Annotated in this window: 16 protein-coding genes; 5 read left to right on the plus strand and 11 right to left on the minus strand. The window is 65.1% G+C overall.

What is annotated here, in order from left to right; translation table 11 throughout:
• Positions 1-129: 129 nt before the first annotated feature.
• The 5 genes from CHB88_RS17040 to CHB88_RS17060 all read right to left on the minus strand — a co-directional run bounded on the left by CHB88_RS17040 (position 130) and on the right by CHB88_RS17060 (position 4,607).
• On the minus strand, positions 130-594 hold the full coding sequence (locus CHB88_RS17040) for an NADAR family protein (protein ID WP_176442526.1): 465 nt from the start codon (positions 592-594) through the stop codon (positions 130-132).
• 97 nt (positions 595-691) lie between these two features.
• The gene (locus CHB88_RS25215) at positions 692-949 is read right to left on the minus strand and encodes an acyl carrier protein (protein WP_089400544.1); all 258 of its coding nucleotides are present in this window, start codon (positions 947-949) and stop codon (positions 692-694) included.
• Complete coding sequence (locus CHB88_RS25220) at positions 946-2,424, minus strand: hypothetical protein (protein WP_089400545.1); 1,479 nt, start codon at positions 2,422-2,424, stop codon at positions 946-948. The genes CHB88_RS25215 and CHB88_RS25220 overlap by 4 nt, the downstream gene beginning before the upstream one ends.
• Positions 2,421-3,965: an amino acid adenylation domain-containing protein gene (locus CHB88_RS17055; RefSeq protein ID WP_176442527.1), complete on the minus strand. Its 1,545-nt coding sequence runs from the start codon at positions 3,963-3,965 to the stop codon at positions 2,421-2,423. Before CHB88_RS17055 ends, CHB88_RS25220 begins: the two co-directional genes overlap by 4 nt.
• A gap of 357 nt (positions 3,966-4,322) precedes the next feature.
• Positions 4,323-4,607, minus strand: coding sequence for a hypothetical protein (locus CHB88_RS17060; protein WP_143131331.1), 285 nt, complete (start codon positions 4,605-4,607; stop codon positions 4,323-4,325).
• 364 nt (positions 4,608-4,971) lie between these two features.
• Between CHB88_RS17060 and denD the strand changes: the two genes are divergently transcribed.
• On the plus strand, positions 4,972-5,958 hold the full coding sequence (gene denD / locus CHB88_RS17065; RefSeq protein WP_089400548.1) for a D-erythronate dehydrogenase: 987 nt from the start codon (positions 4,972-4,974) through the stop codon (positions 5,956-5,958).
• A 175-nt stretch (positions 5,959-6,133) separates the two neighbouring features.
• On the opposite strand, the gene ltnD is transcribed toward denD, so the two are convergent.
• The 6 genes from ltnD to CHB88_RS17095 form a co-directional block, all read right to left on the minus strand.
• Complete coding sequence (ltnD, locus tag CHB88_RS17070) at positions 6,134-7,072, minus strand: L-threonate dehydrogenase (protein ID WP_089400549.1); 939 nt, start codon at positions 7,070-7,072, stop codon at positions 6,134-6,136.
• A 41-nt stretch (positions 7,073-7,113) separates the two neighbouring features.
• Positions 7,114-7,983 carry a carbohydrate ABC transporter permease gene (locus CHB88_RS17075; RefSeq protein ID WP_425436119.1) on the minus strand — a complete coding sequence of 290 codons (870 nt, stop codon included), beginning with the start codon at positions 7,981-7,983 and terminating at the stop codon, positions 7,114-7,116.
• A complete protein-coding gene (locus tag CHB88_RS17080; protein ID WP_089400551.1) occupies positions 7,980-8,873 on the minus strand; it encodes a carbohydrate ABC transporter permease in 894 nt (297 codons plus the stop codon). The genes CHB88_RS17075 and CHB88_RS17080 overlap by 4 nt, the downstream gene beginning before the upstream one ends.
• A gap of 77 nt (positions 8,874-8,950) precedes the next feature.
• Positions 8,951-10,258: an ABC transporter substrate-binding protein gene (locus tag CHB88_RS17085; protein ID WP_089400552.1), complete on the minus strand. Its 1,308-nt coding sequence runs from the start codon at positions 10,256-10,258 to the stop codon at positions 8,951-8,953.
• A gap of 82 nt (positions 10,259-10,340) precedes the next feature.
• On the minus strand, positions 10,341-11,429 hold the full coding sequence (locus CHB88_RS17090) for an ABC transporter ATP-binding protein (RefSeq protein ID WP_089400553.1): 1,089 nt from the start codon (positions 11,427-11,429) through the stop codon (positions 10,341-10,343).
• Between the two features lie 129 nt (positions 11,430-11,558).
• Positions 11,559-12,524, minus strand: a complete 966-nt coding sequence (locus CHB88_RS17095) for a C-terminal binding protein (protein ID WP_089400554.1) — start codon at positions 12,522-12,524, stop codon at positions 11,559-11,561.
• A gap of 570 nt (positions 12,525-13,094) precedes the next feature.
• Here CHB88_RS17095 and CHB88_RS17100 point away from each other — a divergent pair.
• The 4 genes from CHB88_RS17100 (at position 13,095) to CHB88_RS17115 (ending at position 17,367) form a co-directional block, all read left to right on the plus strand.
• A complete protein-coding gene (locus CHB88_RS17100; RefSeq protein ID WP_089400625.1) occupies positions 13,095-14,261 on the plus strand; it encodes a fumarylacetoacetate hydrolase family protein in 1,167 nt (388 codons plus the stop codon).
• 10 nt (positions 14,262-14,271) lie between these two features.
• Positions 14,272-15,231: a sugar kinase gene (locus tag CHB88_RS17105; protein WP_089400555.1), complete on the plus strand. Its 960-nt coding sequence runs from the start codon at positions 14,272-14,274 to the stop codon at positions 15,229-15,231.
• Between the two features lie 474 nt (positions 15,232-15,705).
• On the plus strand, positions 15,706-16,608 hold the full coding sequence (locus tag CHB88_RS17110) for a GntR family transcriptional regulator (protein WP_089400556.1): 903 nt from the start codon (positions 15,706-15,708) through the stop codon (positions 16,606-16,608).
• Between the two features lie 21 nt (positions 16,609-16,629).
• A complete protein-coding gene (locus tag CHB88_RS17115) occupies positions 16,630-17,367 on the plus strand; it encodes an ABC transporter substrate-binding protein (RefSeq protein ID WP_089400557.1) in 738 nt (245 codons plus the stop codon).
• Positions 17,368-17,431 lie beyond the last annotated feature (64 nt).

A 17,431-nucleotide genomic window follows, 5' to 3' on the forward strand; every position in this document is an offset into this window, starting at 1 on the left:
CAACGCAGCCGTCTTCGGCTGCGAGAAGCAGTCGCCACGGCGCGATCCCGGAGCGGCCCTGGTGCTGCAGGCCGGCGATGCCGGCCGGTGCCGGTCCGGCCCCGGGGTTCTACGCGAAGGCGATTCCGTTCAGTGCTGCCTGGCCAGCTGCTGGCGAACTTCGGCAAGCGCGTCCCCCAGCAGGTTGCCCGACCCCGGCGACTCGTCCAAGTTCCGATCCGGTTCCGCATCGGCGGCGCTGAAGTCCCAGAGCGATCGCACCTTGCGCAATTCCCCTTCGCTTTGTTGAAGCAGCCAACGGCATAGCGTCGGTTCCTGGGCGAACTTGGCTTTGATGCCGCGCTTGAGCACTTCCGGGTAGAGCGCCTCCCACGCAGCCGATGCATCGGTGTCCACCGCTTCTTTCCTGATGCGTCTCAACTGATCCCGTGGCTTGGCTTTCAATATTTTTTCGGCAATCCGATAGTCGCCTAGGAAAAGTGCCTGTTGATAATAAACATACTGTGTAAGTCCTACAAAGCGAATCCCATCATGGACGAAATTCGCAGTGCCCTTGGGATGTAGAACCCGTTGTTCCGATCGTTTCTGCGGCATGGAAATCCTCCTTATGCCGCAGTGCAGCAAATACCATGCCACTGAAATTCCGGCGCCAAGCGCCAGGCGACCGGATTGCTGGCGAAGCGTCAGCCTTTCATTTCTGCATGGCCCGCGCATCGACCAGCGCTTCGATGGCCTCCACCGAATCCACCAGTTCCACGTCAAAATCTTCGTCGGAAAAATCGATGCCGTGCCGCTCTTCTAGGAACATCACCAGCTTCATCATCGTGAACGAATCGAGCCGGCCGCTGGCAAACAGCGATTCCCGGTCGTTCACTCCCGCCCGGTCTCCGTGACCGGCGAGCGCGTTCTCAATGAATGCCCGAAGCTGCTGCTTTTCCGCTTGATTCATACCGTTACTCCAAAAAGACTTGCCATGAACTTGAAGCGCTGGCCGAGCGTATGAACGCGCGTGCCGTCGCCGAAGATGTGGATGCAGACGATGAAGGACCAGACGAACACGAAGGACCCCAGGCGCCCCGTGAAAGAAGAAGATGGACGCATGCCCCGGTTCGCGCGGACTTGCGACAGGCCTACGCCGATGGCGAGAACCAGCGCGTAGAACAGGTAGCTGGTATAGCTGGCGAAGGCATTCGCCGGCCCCGCGACGGCGACTTCCAGCAGGTTGCGGCTGAAGTGCCAGACGGCATTGCCGACGCCGGCCGCCATGAAGGTCGCGAAGAACATGCGCAGGCGCGGATGCGCGCGGAACATGCGGAAGAAGGTCGGCATGAAGAACAGGTCGACCAGCAGCTCCTTGAAGTAGTAATGGAAGCGGTTGAAATAATCCATCAGGGTCCGCGCTTCCAGCGGCCGCCAGGAGCCGCGCGGCAGGCGGTAGCCGGCGAGGCGCGCGATGCCGATGAAGAGATCGGCCCAGGCGGCGACCTGCAGCGCATAGGTGGCCGTGGCCAGCACCAGCGCGGCCCATCCGATCACCGCCGGGTAGGCATGGCCGGCGAGCAGGGCGTCGATTGCATCGTGGGGATCGGGAATGCCGGCGCCGTCGGCGAAGACCCGCATCAGAACGTCGCGCAGGATGAACAGCAGGTTGGCCCAGATCAGCAGCTTGAGTCCCTTGATCTGCGTGACGGTGAGCTCCATCGGCGTCAGCGACAGGTGCTTGCGCAGGAAGGCGGCGCCCTTGCCGAAGGGCAGATAGGACGGGCTCCAGAATGGCCGCAGCGTCGCCATCTGCATGGCGAGCGGCGAGGGCGCGCGCGAGCGCAGGTCGGCGATCGCGAACGGCAGGAACCACAGATAAGGCGCGAAGACGAAAACTGCCGACCACAGCAGCGCCCGCGGCCAGCCGTTGAGCAGGCCGAAGCTGCCGACCGCGCACAGCAACGCTTGGACCGAGAGCAGGGTCAGCAGCGGCCGCCGCGCGAGCAGCGACTGCGGCCGCTTCTGCACATGGCGCAGCATCGACAGCATGACGGCGAAGAGCAGGCACAGGAACCCGAGCGACAGCATGGTTCCCATGGATGGCGCGATCTGCTCCTGCTGCAGCACCGCGCGGATATTGTCGGCGGTATCGACTTCGCCGAGGCTGGTATTGAGCAGGGCGCTGATCCAGGTGAGGCCGAACAGGATCGCGCCGCGCCGCGCCGGCCAGGCGGCCGCTGCCATCGCGCCGGCCACCGCCGCCAGTGCGGCAATCCCGCCGAAATGCGGCGCCACAGCCGCCAGCGCGGCGAGCAGCAGGCAGCAGCGTCCGGCGCGGGTTTGCACGAAGGCGATCAGGGCGTCGTGCCGTTCGAGGTCGAAGCGGCGCGCGGCGGCCCCGTCAGGCGCCGACGCCGTGCGGGGAGATGGGCTGGCGCTCATTCCGGCGCATCCTGCAGCAGCCGCAGCAGCGCCTGCCTGTCGACCTTGCCGCTCGGATTGAGCGGCAGGCTGCGCATCGTCACGACCCGGTGCGGCACCATATAGGCCGGCATCCTGGCCTTCAGGCCGGAAATCAGGCTGTCGCCGTCGGCATCATGGGCGCCGATGAAGGCGACGAGGCCCTGCGCCGCGCCATGCAGCAAGGGCCAAGGCACGGCGCCGACCACGTCTATGCCGGACACGCTGCGCAGGTGCGCATCGACTTCCTCCAGTTCGATGCGGTGCCCCAGCACCTTGACCTGGTTGTCGATCCGCCCGAGGCAATGGAAGCGACCGCCGGCATCGCGCAGCGCCAGGTCGCCGGTCAGGTACCAGCGCTTGCCGCCGAAGACACGGAACCTGCGCTCGGTGAGTTCCGGCATGCCGAGATAGCCCTGGGCCAGCTGCGCCCCGGCCAGCGCCAGTTCGCCGGCGACGCCGTCCGGCAGCATCCGGCCTTCGCCGTCGACGACCGCCGCCTCCGTGCCGGGGAAGGGCATGCCGATGGCCACCACGTCCCGGCCCGGCGTCATCGGCAGCGGATCGTCGATCTCCTGCGCCATGCAGCCCACGGTCGCTTCGGTCGGGCCATAGACATTGAAGATGGCGGAGCCCGGCGCGGCGTCGCGCCAGGCGGAGACGATGGCGGCCGGCAGCGCTTCGCCGCCGAATGCGGTGATGCGCAGGTCGGGCAGGCTGCCAGGCCCGAGCGCCTTCATCTGGCGCAGCATGCCGACCAGCGAGGGCACCGAGTTCCACACGGTGAGCCTGGCCTGCCGCGCATACTTGACCGCATTGAAGGTGGCGGCGGCCGGCAGCACGTGCAGCGCGGCGCCTGCATGCCAGGTCGCGAACATGTTGTGGACCGACACATCGAAGCTCAGCTCCGACACGCCGAGCACCCTGTCGCTCTCGCACAGGCGAAGAACTTCGGTAACGGCTTCCACATAGCAGCGCAAGGCGCCGGCGGAGACCATCACGCCCTTGGGGACGCCGGTCGAGCCTGAAGTGAAAATGATGTAGGCGGTGTCGCCGGCAGCGGCGAAGGCCGGCTCCCGGAGCGGCCCCAGCGCATCCGGCACAGTGCAATCATTCTCGCTGCAGTTCAGGATCACCGGGCAGGCCTGCGCCAGGCGCGGGCCGACCAGCTTCGCGCCGGCGTCGTCGGTGATGATCGCCGACAGCCCGCATTGCGCTGCCAGCGCCAGCATCCGCTCCTCGGGCTGCTTCAGGCCGAAAGGCACATAGGCTGCGCCGGCCCAGCAGGCGCCGAGCGCAGCGACGCAGGCGCCGATGCTGCGCGAGGCGAGGATGCCGATTCGTGGCCGCGTACCGTGCGCGCTCGATACGCCGTTTTCGGCAAGGAGTGCGGCGAGGCGCGCGGCGCGCGCGGCCAGTTCGCCATAGTTCAGCGCCCGGTCCTTGCAGACCAGCGCGATGCTGCTTGGCGCGTCCAACGCGCGCCGATAGACGGCCCAGCCGGGATTGCAGTTCTCGGTCACGGATCGGATCCTCGGGGATTTGCTGCCTGGCAAAGAAGCGGCTTGCATGCCGCTTCGCCTGTTGGCATTCGGCAGCCGCTTGATGATGGGTAAGGTTGCCCACACCGTCAAGGCAGCATGCACGAAAGTTTAAGCTGCATCCATGATTTCGGCCGCAGCGCAGCAGACCCGCCTCGCCTCATGCCGAGGCAATCCCGGTACACCATGGCCGAGCGGGAGCGGCATGATTTGCCGGCGGGAATCGTCGGCGCCTGGTCGTGCCCGCGAGCGGCGGGCGTCACTCGTGCAGCAGGAGGAGAGGCAGGTTGGGCGAATCTGCTTGTCAGCGCCTGTCGGTGGCCTCAGCCCCCGATCGCATCAATCGCCGCCGAATTCATTTTCGAAAGCCTGGGCCAAGCTGGCATCGCCGATGGCCGCGATGGCCTGGCCGGGATGATTGAAGACGCCCGCCACGGTGTCTCCCTTGCGCAGTACGAAGGCGAAACGCCACGTTCCGTCGACCGTTTCCACCAGCGCCGGCGGCAGGGTGAACCATTCGCTTCCTAGGGCGCGCAGCCACTGCCTGAAGCTTTCGATCAGGGCATGCTGTTCGTCGAGCCAGAAACTGGCAAAGCCGGCGAGTCCGTCGTGAGCGTCTAACACATCGTAAGCCATGGTGGATGAAGCGTCATTCGAGTGAAGCCGTTACATTAAGTTACCTGAAGGACACTCACTTTGAGAAAGATCATGCGGGCAACATGGTGACATGGAGGAGGGGGCCAGCCGCCGTGACGCGGCGCCGGCTATCCCTTCATTCAGCGGGTTCGCCGGCATGCCCGCTGCGCGATCAATCGGAACAACCTTGGAGATGCATCATTGCCGATGCGGACAGCAGCGCTGGCAATCGGCGCGCAAGAACTTATCATGCATCTGACGGCGCAAATTGCAATTTCCGTTGGAGTGGCGGTGAACGGCCCGCGGCGATACGGGCGTTATTGTCGAATGCTGTGCGAACCAAGAGGAAAGCATGGAAGTTTTGATCACGGGGGGCGCGGGCTTGCTTGGCGCGCGGCTTGCCAGGCAGTTGCTCGAACGCGGTACGCTGGCTGATGCCGAGGGCAGGCAGGCATCGATTTCGAAGATCACGCTGCTCGATGTGGTGCCTGCCCAAGGCTTCAACGACCGTCGCATCGACCTCGTCACGGGAGATGTCGCCGACGTGGCCACGATCGAACGGGTGCTCACGCCGGCAACCGAATCGGTATTTCACCTCGCGGCCATCGTCAGTGGACAGGCGGAAGCCGAGTTTGATCTCGGCATGCGCATCAACTTCGATGCGACGCGCTTGATCCTCGAGCGCGCCCGCCACAACGGCAACAAGCCGCGCCTGGTCTTCACCTCCTCGGTTGCCGTCTTCGGCGGCGACCTGCCGGCGCAGGTGCCGGATGCCCAGGTCCTGATGCCGCAGAGTTCGTACGGCGCGCAGAAGGCGATGGGCGAATTGCTGGTCACCGACTACAGCCGCAAAGGGTTCATCGACGGCCGCGCGCTGCGCATGCCCACGGTCTGCGTGCGCCCGGGTGCGCCGAACAAGGCGGCCTCGAGCTTTGCCAGCGGGATCATCCGGGAGCCGCTCAACGGCATCGAAGCGGTATGCCCGGTGTCGCCGGACACGCCGATGTGGCTGCTGTCGCCGCGCCGCGCGATCGACAGCCTGATCCATGGCCATGACATCGACGCCGGCGCATTCGGTGGCAGCCGGGCGCTCAGCCTGCCGGGCCTTGCGACGACGGTACGGGAGATGGTCGCGGCGCTCGAACGCGTGGCCGGGGCCGACGTCGTCAAGCGCATCCGCTGGCAGGAAGACCCGGCCATCATCAGGATCGTCAATACCTGGCCGGGCGACTTCATCACGGCGCGCGCCGATGCGATGGGCTTCCAGTGCGATGCCGACTTCGACAGCATCGTCCGCGCCTACATCGAGGATGAACTGGGCGGCAAGACCGCCGCGTGACCGTGCGCCATGCCCATGGATGCCGGCAGACCCGCATCCATGGCGTTCCGCCCATGGAAATTCCGCTCCCCTCAAGGCAAAGCCACCGAAGCACGCGGCTTTTCTCGCTGGGTCTTGCCCGGTTTTGCAGCGCCGTTGTTGCCGGTGTGGATGGCGGTTGCCTTAAGGCGCGAAGCTATGCGCCGGTCCCGGTGCCGTTCGTGCCTGCGGCGGGATGGGGCAGGTCGACGCCCGGGAAAATCTTCACGACGGCCGCATCGTCCTCCGCGCCGAGTCCGGCGGAGGCAGCCATGAGAAACATCTGGTGGGCGGCCGCGGTCAACGGCAGTGGAAAGGCCGCCCGGTGCGCGGCATCGAGCACGATGCGCAGATCCTTGACGAAGATGTTGACCGCCGAGCGCGGCGCATAGTCGCCATCCAGGATGTGCGGCACGCGGTTTTCGAACATCCAGGAGTTGCCGGCGCTTTGGGAGATCACGTCGTAGAGCGTCTGCGGGTCGACCCCGGCCTTGATGCCCCAGGCCATCGCCTCGGCCGCCGCCGCGATGTGCACGCCGGCCAGCAGCTGGTTGATCATCTTGACGCGGGATCCTTGTCCCGCCGTGTCGCCGAGGCGGTAGACGCGCGCCGCGATGGCGTCGAGCACCTGCTGGCAGCGCTCGAAGGCTTGCGCGCTGCCCGAGCCCATGACCGTCAACTCGCCGGTCGCTGCCTTGGCCGCCCCTCCGGAGACGGGCGCATCGATCATGAGCAAGCCCATCTCCTGCAGGCGGGCGCCGAGCTGGGCGGCGTAATCCGGCGCCACCGTCGCGCTGCAGATGACGGCTGCGCCGCGGGGCAAGGCCGCCGCAGCGCCCTCTTTCCCGAAGAGGACGCTCTCGGTCTGCTCGGCATTGACCACGAGGATGACGACCGCCTCGGCATGGCGCGCCATCTCGGCCGGCGACGCAGCCGGCATGCCGCCGGCCTGGGCCAGTTGCTGGAGCGCGGCGTCGTGAACATCGTAGCCATGCACGGTGAAGCCGGCCTTGAGCAGCGATTGCGCCACCCCGCGTCCCATGGACCCCAGGCCGATGACGCCGACGCCGGCAGGCGGGGAAATGGCGGTGCTCATGCTTCGGTTCCTACATCGCGTTCAACGCCTGGCTTCATGATTTACTCCTTGACTGCGCCGGTCATGCCGGACACGTAGGACTCGACGAAGAACGAATACACCACCGCCACCGGCAGCGAGCCCAGCAGGGCGCCTGCCATGAGCGCGCCCCAATGGTAGACATCGCCTTCGACCAGCTCGGTGACGATGCCTACCGGCACCGTCTTCACTTCGGAAGAAGAGATGAAGGTCAGGGCATAGATGAATTCATTCCACGACAGGGTGAAGGCGAAGATCCCGGCCGAGATGAGGCCCGGCACGGCCAGCGGCAGGATCACCTTGGTCAGGATCTGCCAGCGGCTGGCGCCGTCGATCAGTGCGCACTCCTCGAGCTCGTACGGGATGGAGCGGAAATAGCCCATCAGCAGCCAGGTGCAGAACGGCACGAGGAAGGTGGGGTAGGTGAGGATCAGGGCCCAGCGGGTATCGAACAGGCCCAGCTTGAACACGATCTGGGCCAGCGGAATGAACAGGATGGACGGCGGAATCAGGTAGGCCAGGAAAATGGCGAGCCCGACCGGCTTGGATCCCTGAAAGCGCAGGCGCTCGATCGCATAGGCGGCGAACACGCTGGCGGCCAGCGACAGCACGGTGGACAGCACCGACACCAGCATGGTGTTGAAGAGCCATTGCGGATACGGCGTATCGAACAGGAGCTTCTTGAAGTGCGCCAGGGTCGGGGCGATCACCCAGAACGGATTGCCGCTCTGCATGAGCAGTTCCGAGTCCGGCTTGAAGGCGGTGATCGTCATCCAGTAGAACGGGAACAGGAGAACGAAGACGAATATGCCGAGCGGTATGTAAATCGTCACCCAGCGGCGCGGCAGGGATTCGAGATAATCCATGCCCGAGTCCTGTTGCTTTTCCATCATTGACCTCCTTGCTGCCATGCGCGCCGCTGCAGGCCGAAATAGGAAAACATGATGGCGGCGAGCAGGAACGGAACCATCATGGTGGCGAGCGCGGCGCCTTCGCCCAGCGCACCGCCGGGGATCGCGCGCTGGAAGGAGAGCGTCGCCATCAGGTGGGTGGCGTTCATCGGGCCGCCCCGCGTCAGGACATAAATCAGCTGGAAATCGGTAAAGGTGAATAGCACCGAGAACGTCATCACCACTGCGATGATGGGCGAGAGCATCGGCAGCGTCACATAGCGGAACTGCTGCCAGCGGGTCGCGCCGTCGATGGACGCCGCTTCGTACAGCGAGGGCGAGATCGTCTGCAGGCCCGCCAGCAGCGAGATTGCGACGAAGGGAATGCCGCGCCAGACGTTGGCGATGATGGTGGAGATGCGCGCCAGCCAGGGGTCGCCGAGGAAATCGATGTAGTGGTCCATCAGGCCGCCCTTCACCAGCAGCCAGCTGACGACGGAGAACTGCGGATCATAGATCCACCAGAAGGCGAGGGCCGACAAGGCCGTCGGCACGATCCATGGCAGCAGAACGATGGTCCGGAAGAAGGACTTGAAGGGCAGGTTCCTGTTCAGCAGCAGCGCCAGCCACAGGCCCAGGATGAACTTGAAGACGCTCGCGACCACGGTGTAGAAGACCGTGTTGAACAGCGCGAGCAGGGTGAGCGAATCATCGATCAGGAAGCGGTAGTTTTCCAGGCCGACCCATTCGCCGCTGCGGCCGATCTTCGTGTCGGTGAATCCCAGCCAGGTCCCGAGCCCCAGCGGATAGGTCAGGAACAGCAACAGCAGGATCGCGGTCGGCAGCATGAACAGCAGTCCGAGCAGGTTGCGTTGATTCAGGAGGCGATGCATTCTGGTCCTCGATCGGAATCCCCGGCGTCGTGGACGGGGTGTGCGGCGCCTGCTCCCGCTGGGCAGGCGCCGGCCGGTTACGCCTTGTAGTGCCGCTCCGCGCGCTGCTGGGCTCGCTCGGCCGCCTGCTTCGGCGTTTTCGAACCGCTAGCCGCTTCCGCCACCATGTCGACCACGATGTAGTCCGCCATGGCGGCCGCCGACGCCTGGCCGAGCGGTCCGGAATAGCCGTTGTCCAGCATCAGCACGGCCGCATCGCGGTACACCGTATGCTTCGGATCGGCAGTCCAGACCGGGTTGGCCTCGTAAGCCTTGAGCGGCTGGCTGACATAGCCGATGGCCGCCTGCATCCAGGGATTGAACTGGTCGGCTTCCATCATGAACTGGATGTAGGCCTTGGCCGCATTTGGAAACTTCGTGTGCTTGAAGAGCATCATCTGCGTGATCTGCATCAGCTCGGTCGGCTTGCCGACCGGGCCGATCGGGAAATGCGCATGCTGGATGTCCTTCGCCAGTTCCTGGATCTTCGGCTCCTTCGAAGTCTTGGCCGAGTAGTAGACCGAGATGCCGTTGGCCGTGAGGCTGATCTGGCCGTCGATGAAGGCCTTGTTGTTCGACGGGTCCTGCCACGACAGCGTGCCGGGCACGAAGGTCGGGTAGAGCTGCTTCGCATACTCCAGGGCGGCGATGGTTTCCGGCGAGTTGATCACCACCTTGCCTTTCTCATCCACCATCCTGCCGCCGTGCGACCACAGCAGCCAGTGCGCCCAGTTGTTGCCGTCGCCGACGGCCTTGCCCAGCGCAAATCCCGAGGGCGTGCCCTTGGCCTTGAGCGCCTGGCACAGTTTCAGGAAGCCGGCGGTGTCCTTGGGGAAGGTGTCGAAGCCGGCCGCCTTGACATGGCTTTCGCGATACACCATGGCGTTGCCGACCACGCCCATCGGCAGGGCGATCCAGCGGTTGTTCCGCGTGCCGTAGCGCTTGCAGACGTCGTACCAGCCGCCGTATTTCCCGCCGAGGTAATCCGCGAGGTCGGTCAGGTCGACTAGCTTGTCCGGATACTGGTGCGGATCGTCGAACCAGCCGAGAATTAGGTCCGGGCCGCTGCCGATGTTGGCCGCGACCGCCGCCTTGGGCCGGACGTCTTCCCAGCCCTCGCTGTCGATGCGCACCTGGACGCCGGTCTGCTCGGTGAATTTCTTGGTGTTTTCCATCCAGAGGTCTTCGTCGCCCTGCACGAAGCGCTTCCAGCGCAGCAGGCGCAGCGTCGCGCCCGCTTCGGGCTTGTAGCGCAGCTCGGTGGCGGCAAATGCGTTGACACCGATGGCCGACGTCGCCGCAGCAGCCGCCGCGGTCGCCAGGAAATCACGTCTCGTCATGTTCATGTCTTCCACTCCTCCATAGGTATAGCGAACTGCCGGGGCTCCGGCCCTGCAACGATAGCTACCGCTGAACTCAAATCTGGCCTCACTCGCCGAGCAGGCTCTTGCCCGACTCGGCATCGAACACATGCGTGTGCCCGTGTTCAGGGACGAGGTGGATCACGTCGCCTGCCCTGAATTCGTGGCGCTCGCGGAAAATCGCAATCACGTCCGTGCCGCCGACCTTGGCGTATATCTCGGTCTGGGCGCCCGTCGGTTCGACCACCGACACGACCGCGCGCATGCCTTCGCCGGCGCTCCCAAGCCGCAGGTGCTCGGGGCGCACGCCGTAGATGACGGGCTTGCCGCCCAACGGGCCGAGGCGGCTGGCGCGCAGCGGCGCCGGCAAGCGGCTGCCGTCCGCCAGTTCGACCGCGATGTCGCCCCCGTTCAGTACCATCGTCCCCGGCAGGAAGTTCATCGCCGGCGAGCCGATGAAGCCGGCGACGAAGGTATTCACCGGCCGGTCATACAGTTCGAGCGGCTTGCCCTGCTGCTCCACCACGCCGTCGCGCATGACGACGATGCGGTCGCCCATCGTCATCGCCTCGATCTGGTCGTGGGTCACATAAACGGAGGTGGTACGCAGGCGCTGATGCAGTTCCTTGATCTCGGCGCGCATCTGCACCCGCAGCTTGGCGTCGAGGTTGGAAAGCGGCTCGTCGAACAGGAAGACCTGGGGATCGCGCACGATGGCGCGGCCCATGGCGACGCGCTGCCGCTGGCCGCCGGAGAGCTGGCGCGGATAGCGGTCGAGCAGCTGGCCGAGGCCGAGGATGGAGGACGCCTTGTCGACGCGTTCCTTGATGAGGGCTTTGTCGGTCTTGGCCAGCATGAGCGAGAACGCCATGTTGTCGAACACCGTCATATGCGGATAGAGCGCATAGTTCTGGAACACCATGGCGATGTCGCGCTCCTTCGGTTCGACGCTGTTGACCACCCTGCCGCCGATCGAAATCTCGCCGGAGGAGATTTCCTCCAGCCCTGCCAGCATGCGCAGCAGGGTGGACTTGCCGCAACCCGAGGGACCGACCAGCACCGCGAACTGGCCATCCTCGATGTCGATGTCGACGCCTCGGATGACATGGGTGCCGCCGAAGTACTTCTGTATGCCGCGAATCTGAACCGATGCCATTGTCTCGCTCCTGGTTCTTCAGGCGCCGGGTCTGTTGCCCGGGTCTCGTCCGCTGCCGGGAAATCCCGCAGCGGTGTTGTCTTGCCCTCTGCCACATTGAAAAGCGCCGGCGATGCAGCCGCTCTTCGTTCAGTTCGGTTGCTGCCTTCCCTCCACGACCACGTATGCGGGACGGCCCAGGCGCTGCCAGTCGATCAGGTTCTGGGCCGCCTTGCGCCGCAATTCATTCGCCGCGATGTCCGAGTAAAAGGCCGCATGCGGCGTGAGCAGCACGCGCGGATGCCGGACGATCGGCGATTGCGCGTCCGGCGGTTCCATCGGCAGCACGTCCAGCCCGGCGCCGGCAAGCCGCCCGGCATCCAGCGACGCCAGCAAGTGATCGATATTCACCACCGCGCCGCGCGCCGTATTCACCAGCACGCTGGCGGGCGGCATGCGGTCCAGCAGCGAACGATCGACCATGCCGCGGGTTTCCTCGTTCAGCGGCACATGCAGCGACACCGCATCCGACGCTTCGAACAACCGTTCCTTGCTCACCCGCTCGACGTAGGCGGGAAAATCACCGTCGATCAGATACGGATCGCAGGCGATGACCCGCTTGAAGCAATCGCGCGCGACGTGCGCCATGCGCTTGCCGATGCGCCCCAGCCCGAGAATGCCGAGCGTCAGGTCCGAGGTGCGCCGCATCGCGCCGGCGCTGGTGTAATGCCAGACGCCGCGCTTCACGTCGCGGTCATAGAACGCAATGTGGCGCAGCAGCGCCAGCGTCATCGCCAGCGCATGCGTTGCGACTTCACCGACGCCGTAGTCGGGCGAGTTGGCTACCCACACGCCGTAGTCGCGCGCGGCGCGGGTGTCGACCGTGTCGTAGCCGGCGCCATAACGGCTGACAATGCGAATCTCCGGGCGGGCGGCGAACACCCTGGCGCCGACCGGCGCATACTGCACCAGCAGGCCCTGGCATCCGGCCGAGGCGGCGATCACCTCGTCTTCGGTGCGGCACTGCGCGCTGACGACGTCCACGCCCGAGCGCCGATAAAGGGATTGCTCGAGTTCGATGTCCGGGAAATCGTAGTCAGTGATCAAGATCTTCATGTTGATCTTGCTTAATGATTGACCCAAGGAATCTCCGCGCCGCCGTGCCTGGCCGGGCGAGCGAGGCTGAATCATGGCTGGCGTGCGGCATGCGCGGATAGCGGCGCCTAGCCGACTCGCGTTGCATTGCGAGTTCACCGGACGCTCGATCGGAAGACGGCATGAGCGATGTCTGTCATCCGATGCCAAGCTGCTGCATGGCGTGACCATGGTGGCCAACTGACGGTTCGCCGTGCAGCACCGGGCGCTTCATATCACTCACAGGTTCCCTTTCTCAGATGGGCGCAGGGCCGGCATTCGAATCACGGGCGCGGGTTCGAGCTTTGGGTACTCTACTTCACAACCCGAAGTATATGAGGCGGCATGAGCAATCCCATGAGCTACATCAGTCGTGCTTGACAAACCGGCGAGCGCGGTGAAATGCTTGGGCAGGTGCCAAGGTTGCTTCCAGGGCCGTAAGCAGGCCTGAGTGTTCTGATCGGCATGAAACGCGCCATGGGACGCTGGCGCCGTCAACCGACCGGCGCGCCATTTCTGTTCAACTCCACAGCGATTCTCCAGCCATCCGCCATGACGAATCCACTCGACCTCCACGCCTGCCTGCCGCATGATCATGAATCCGCCCTGCTGGTCGGACGTGTATGGAAACCCGGTGTCGGCCCGGTGCTGGTCAAGGTGGAAGAGGGCGAGGTCCTCGACCTCAGCCCGCTGGCAGCGACTTCGGCGGAACTGTTCGAACTCGAAGAATTGCCCGCCCGTCTGCGCTTGGCCCGGGGATTGCGGCGCATCGCGTCGCTAGCGGAGGCGCTGGCCGGTTCCTGGGGAGACGGCCGCGACCTTGATGCACTGCGGTTGCTCGCGCCCTGCGACCTGCAGGCGGTGAAGGCAAGCGGCGTGACCTTCGTCGCCAGCATGCTGGAGCGGGTGATCGAGGAACAGGCGCGCGGCGATGCTTCGCGGGCTGCGGAAGTCAGGCACCTGATTGCCGCCGTCATCGGCGACAACCTCTCCCGGCTGGTGCCCGGCTCGCCCGAAGCGCTGCGGCTGAAGGAGGTGCTGGTCGAGCAAGGCGCCTGGTCTCAATACTTGGAAGTCGGCATCGGCCCCGACGCGGAAATCTTCACCAAGACCCAGCCCATGGCAGCAGTCGGCTCCGGCGCGGAGGTCGGCATCCACCCGAAGTCGGCATGGAACAATCCGGAGCCGGAAATCGTCCTCGCCGTCAGCAGCCGCGGCAATGTCCTCGGCGCGGCGCTGGGAAACGACGTGAATCTGCGTGACTTCGAAGGGCGCAGCGCGCTGTTGCTGGGCAAGGCGAAGGACAACAATGCCTCCTGCGCCATCGGGCCTTTCATTCGCGTCTTCGACGACGGCTTCACCCTCGATGACGTGCGCCGCTGCGACCTGGCGCTCGAGGTGCAGGGACCGGATGGCTTCATCCTGAACGGCCACAGCTCCATGGGCATGATCAGCCGCGATCCGCTCGACCTCGTGGCGCACGCGATGGGCGCCACCCATCAATACCCCGACGGCATGATGCTGTTTCTCGGCACCATGTTCGCGCCGACGCAGGACCGGCATGGCGATGGCTCGGGTTTCACGCACGAGATCGGCGACATCGTATCGATTTCCTCGCCCCGCCTCGGCGCGCTGGTGAACCGTGTCAACCACTGCGACCGCGTTCCGCCCTGGACCTTCGGCGCGGTGGCGCTGATGCGCAGCCTGGCCAAGCGTTAGCGATCTCCCCATGGACAAGGCATTTGACGCGGTCCTGCTGGGCGAGGCGATGATGATGCTGATGGCGGACCGGCCCGGACCCCTCGAACTCGCGGATGCTTTTCTCAAGCGCACCGCCGGCGCCGAAACAAACGTCGCCATCGGGCTGGCCCGGCTCGGCCTGAGGGTTGGGTGGAGCAGCCGCCTGGGCGAGGACTCGATGGGTCGCTACCTGCTGGCGGCGATGCAGCGGGAAGGCATCGATTGTTCCCGCGTGGCACGCGATCCTTCGCGCCCGACCGGCTTCCTGTTCAAGGGGCGTGTGGACGATGGCAGCGATCCGCCGGTGGAGTACCACCGCAAGGGCTCGGCAGCCAGCGCCATGGGGCCGCAGGACCTTGATCCGGGCTGGCTGGCCTCGGCCCGCCACCTGCATGCCACCGGGGTGTTCGCGGCGCTGTCGCCCTCCACGCTGGCGCTGCAGGAGCAATGCATGAAGGCGATGCGCGATGCCGGCAGAACGGTCTCCTTCGATCCGAATCTCCGTCCCTCGCTCTGGCCGAGCGAAGAACGGATGCGCAGCACCATCGACGGCTTGGCTCGCCTGGCCCACTGGGTATTGCCGGGGCTGGAGGAAGGGCGCTTCCTCACCGGCCGCGAGCGGCCGGAGGATGTGGCCGATTATTACCTGGAGCGGGGTGCCCGGGCGGTGGTGGTCAAGCTCGGCAGCAAGGGCGCCTATTTCCATGGCGCCGGCCAGGGGACGGCGTCCTGCGCCGGTCATGTGCCGGCATTTCCGGTGCCGGCGGTTGTGGATACCGTCGGTGCGGGCGACGGATTCGCCGTCGGTGTCATCAGCGCCCTGCTCGAGGGACGCGATCTGCAAGCAGCCGCGCGGCGCGGCGCCTGGATCGGCGCGCGGGCGGTTCAGGTGCGCGGCGATACCGAAGGATTGCCCAGCCGAGCGGAGCTCGATTCGGCCGGACTGTAGCGCCGGCTCAGCCCACGCGCGGGCGCATGGCGAGTGGTTTGCAAAGCCTTTCCGGAAGGGGCAGGCGTCAGGTGAGAAAACCATGCAGACCGGCTGCCGCCGTTGCCGGAGAAACCGGTCTTCTCGAGCCGACCGTTATCCGGATCGACGGAGAAGCACGCAATGGCGCCGCAGTCACTCCTGCAAACAAGATCGGGACTGCTTGCGATGCCCGGGCGTGAGCCATTGAGGCTGCCGTTGCCGGGGCAGCGGCAGTGATGAAGGCAGCCATACACTGCATTTATTTTTGGATCTATGCAATAATGGTCATCGAGAAATGGCCGCACTTTCTGGCGAGGGCGAGGTCATGCGTGGGCTTCGCCATTTCAGCTTCGTCCAAACGCGCGGCGGGACTGGCCGGCCGTTTCGCATGGCCTTTCATGGAGCGGTCTACAATCATCATCGGCGGAGTTCCGCTCCTTACCATCCATTGCCATGAGCGTCGACACCACCATACCCAAACAAATCGTTGAATTGATCAAGACCGAAGCCTGGGGGCCCGGCAGCCACTTGCCAGCCCAGATGCTGGCGGACCGCCTGCGCGTGTCCCGCCAGCCGGTCAATGCGGCGCTTGCCTTGCTGCACGAGAAAGGCCTGCTCACCCGGGAACGCAACCGCGGCTACTTCCTGGCCAAGCCGGTGACCGAACCTTTGTCCGATGTCGTGAGCCGGCTTGGCTTGGCCGAGTCCGATCTGGTTACCCATACCTACTTCCAGATCGCGGAAGACCTGCTCAAGGGAGAGCTGCCGCAGGAATTCTCGGAACAGCTCATTAAGAACCGCTACGGCCTGACCGCCTCTCAGCTCAATGCGGTCCTCAGCCGCATTGCCCGGGAGGGCTGGGCGGAACGCAAGCCCGGCTACGGGTGGACGTTTTCTGCGATGCTCTCCACGCCGGACAGCCTGCTGCAATCCTACCGGCTGAGGCTGGCGCTGGAACCGGCGGCGCTGCTGGAGCCCGGTTACCGGCTCGATCCCAAGGTGCTCGAGCAATGCCGCGCCACGGAGCTCCACCTGCTCAACAACGGCATCATGAGCGCATCCACCGACGAGCTGCACGATCGCGGCGTACGCTTTCACGAGAGCCTGGTGGAGGCATCCGGCAATGCCTTTTTCATCGACACCATCCGCCGCGTCAACCGGGTGCGGCGGCTGTTGTCGTATCGTTCGATGAAGCAGCGCGAGCGCTACCAGGAGCACTGCCGCCAGCATCTGCATATCCTCGACCTGCTGGAACGGGAGAGGAACGAAGAGGCATCCGCTTTCATGCGTGAACACCTGCTGCATACGATGAAATCGCTGTCCAAGATCAAGGACATCCTCAAATCCAAGGGTTGAACCCATTTTCCGCCGACATTCATGAACCTTACCTCCGACATCCGTTCCGCCTTCACCCCGACCGGCAAGCTGCGCGCCTCCATCAATCTCGGCAACCCGATCCTTGCCAATGCGGATGCGGCGGGAAAGCCGTATGGCGTCTCGGTCGATCTGGCCACTGAGTTCGCCAAGCTGCTCGGCGCGGAGCTGGAGCTGGTGGTGGTCGATGCCGCCGGCAAGTCGGTGGATGTGGTCGTGTCGGAGCAGGCGGACATCGGCTTCTTCGCGATCGACCCGGTGCGCGGGGCGGAGATCGCTTTCACGCCGCCCTATGTGCTGATCGAGGGCTTCTACATGGTCAAGGAAGACTCGCCATTGCGCGCCAACGACGAGGTGGACGATGCCGCCAACCGCGTCGTGGTCGGCAAGGGCAGCGCCTATGACTTGTACCTGACGCGCACGCTCAAGCAGGCGCAGATACTGCGCGCGCCGACCTCGCCGGCGGTGGTGGAAACCTATCTCGCGGAAGGCGCGGAAGTCGCGGCGGGCGTCAAGCAGCAGCTGGAGGCGGATGCCCGGCGCCTGGGCGGCTTGCGCCTGCTGAATGAGCGGTTCATGGTGATCCGGCAAGCGATGGGAACGCCGAAGAGCCGCGGCAGCGAAGCGGCCGCATTCCTCAGCCAGTTCGTCGAGGCCATGAAGGCAGACGGATTCGTGGGCGCGGCATTGGCGCGCCATGGCATCCAGGGGGCGTCAGTCGCTCCGGCGGAAACGCACTGAGCATACGCCTGCCGACCTGCGGTATCAGCAGCGGACAGGCATGCAACCGGCGGCACGCAGATCC

Source organism: Noviherbaspirillum humi, from assembly GCF_900188095.1.
In the GTDB taxonomy this organism is placed as follows: domain Bacteria; phylum Pseudomonadota; class Gammaproteobacteria; order Burkholderiales; family Burkholderiaceae_D; genus Noviherbaspirillum; species Noviherbaspirillum humi.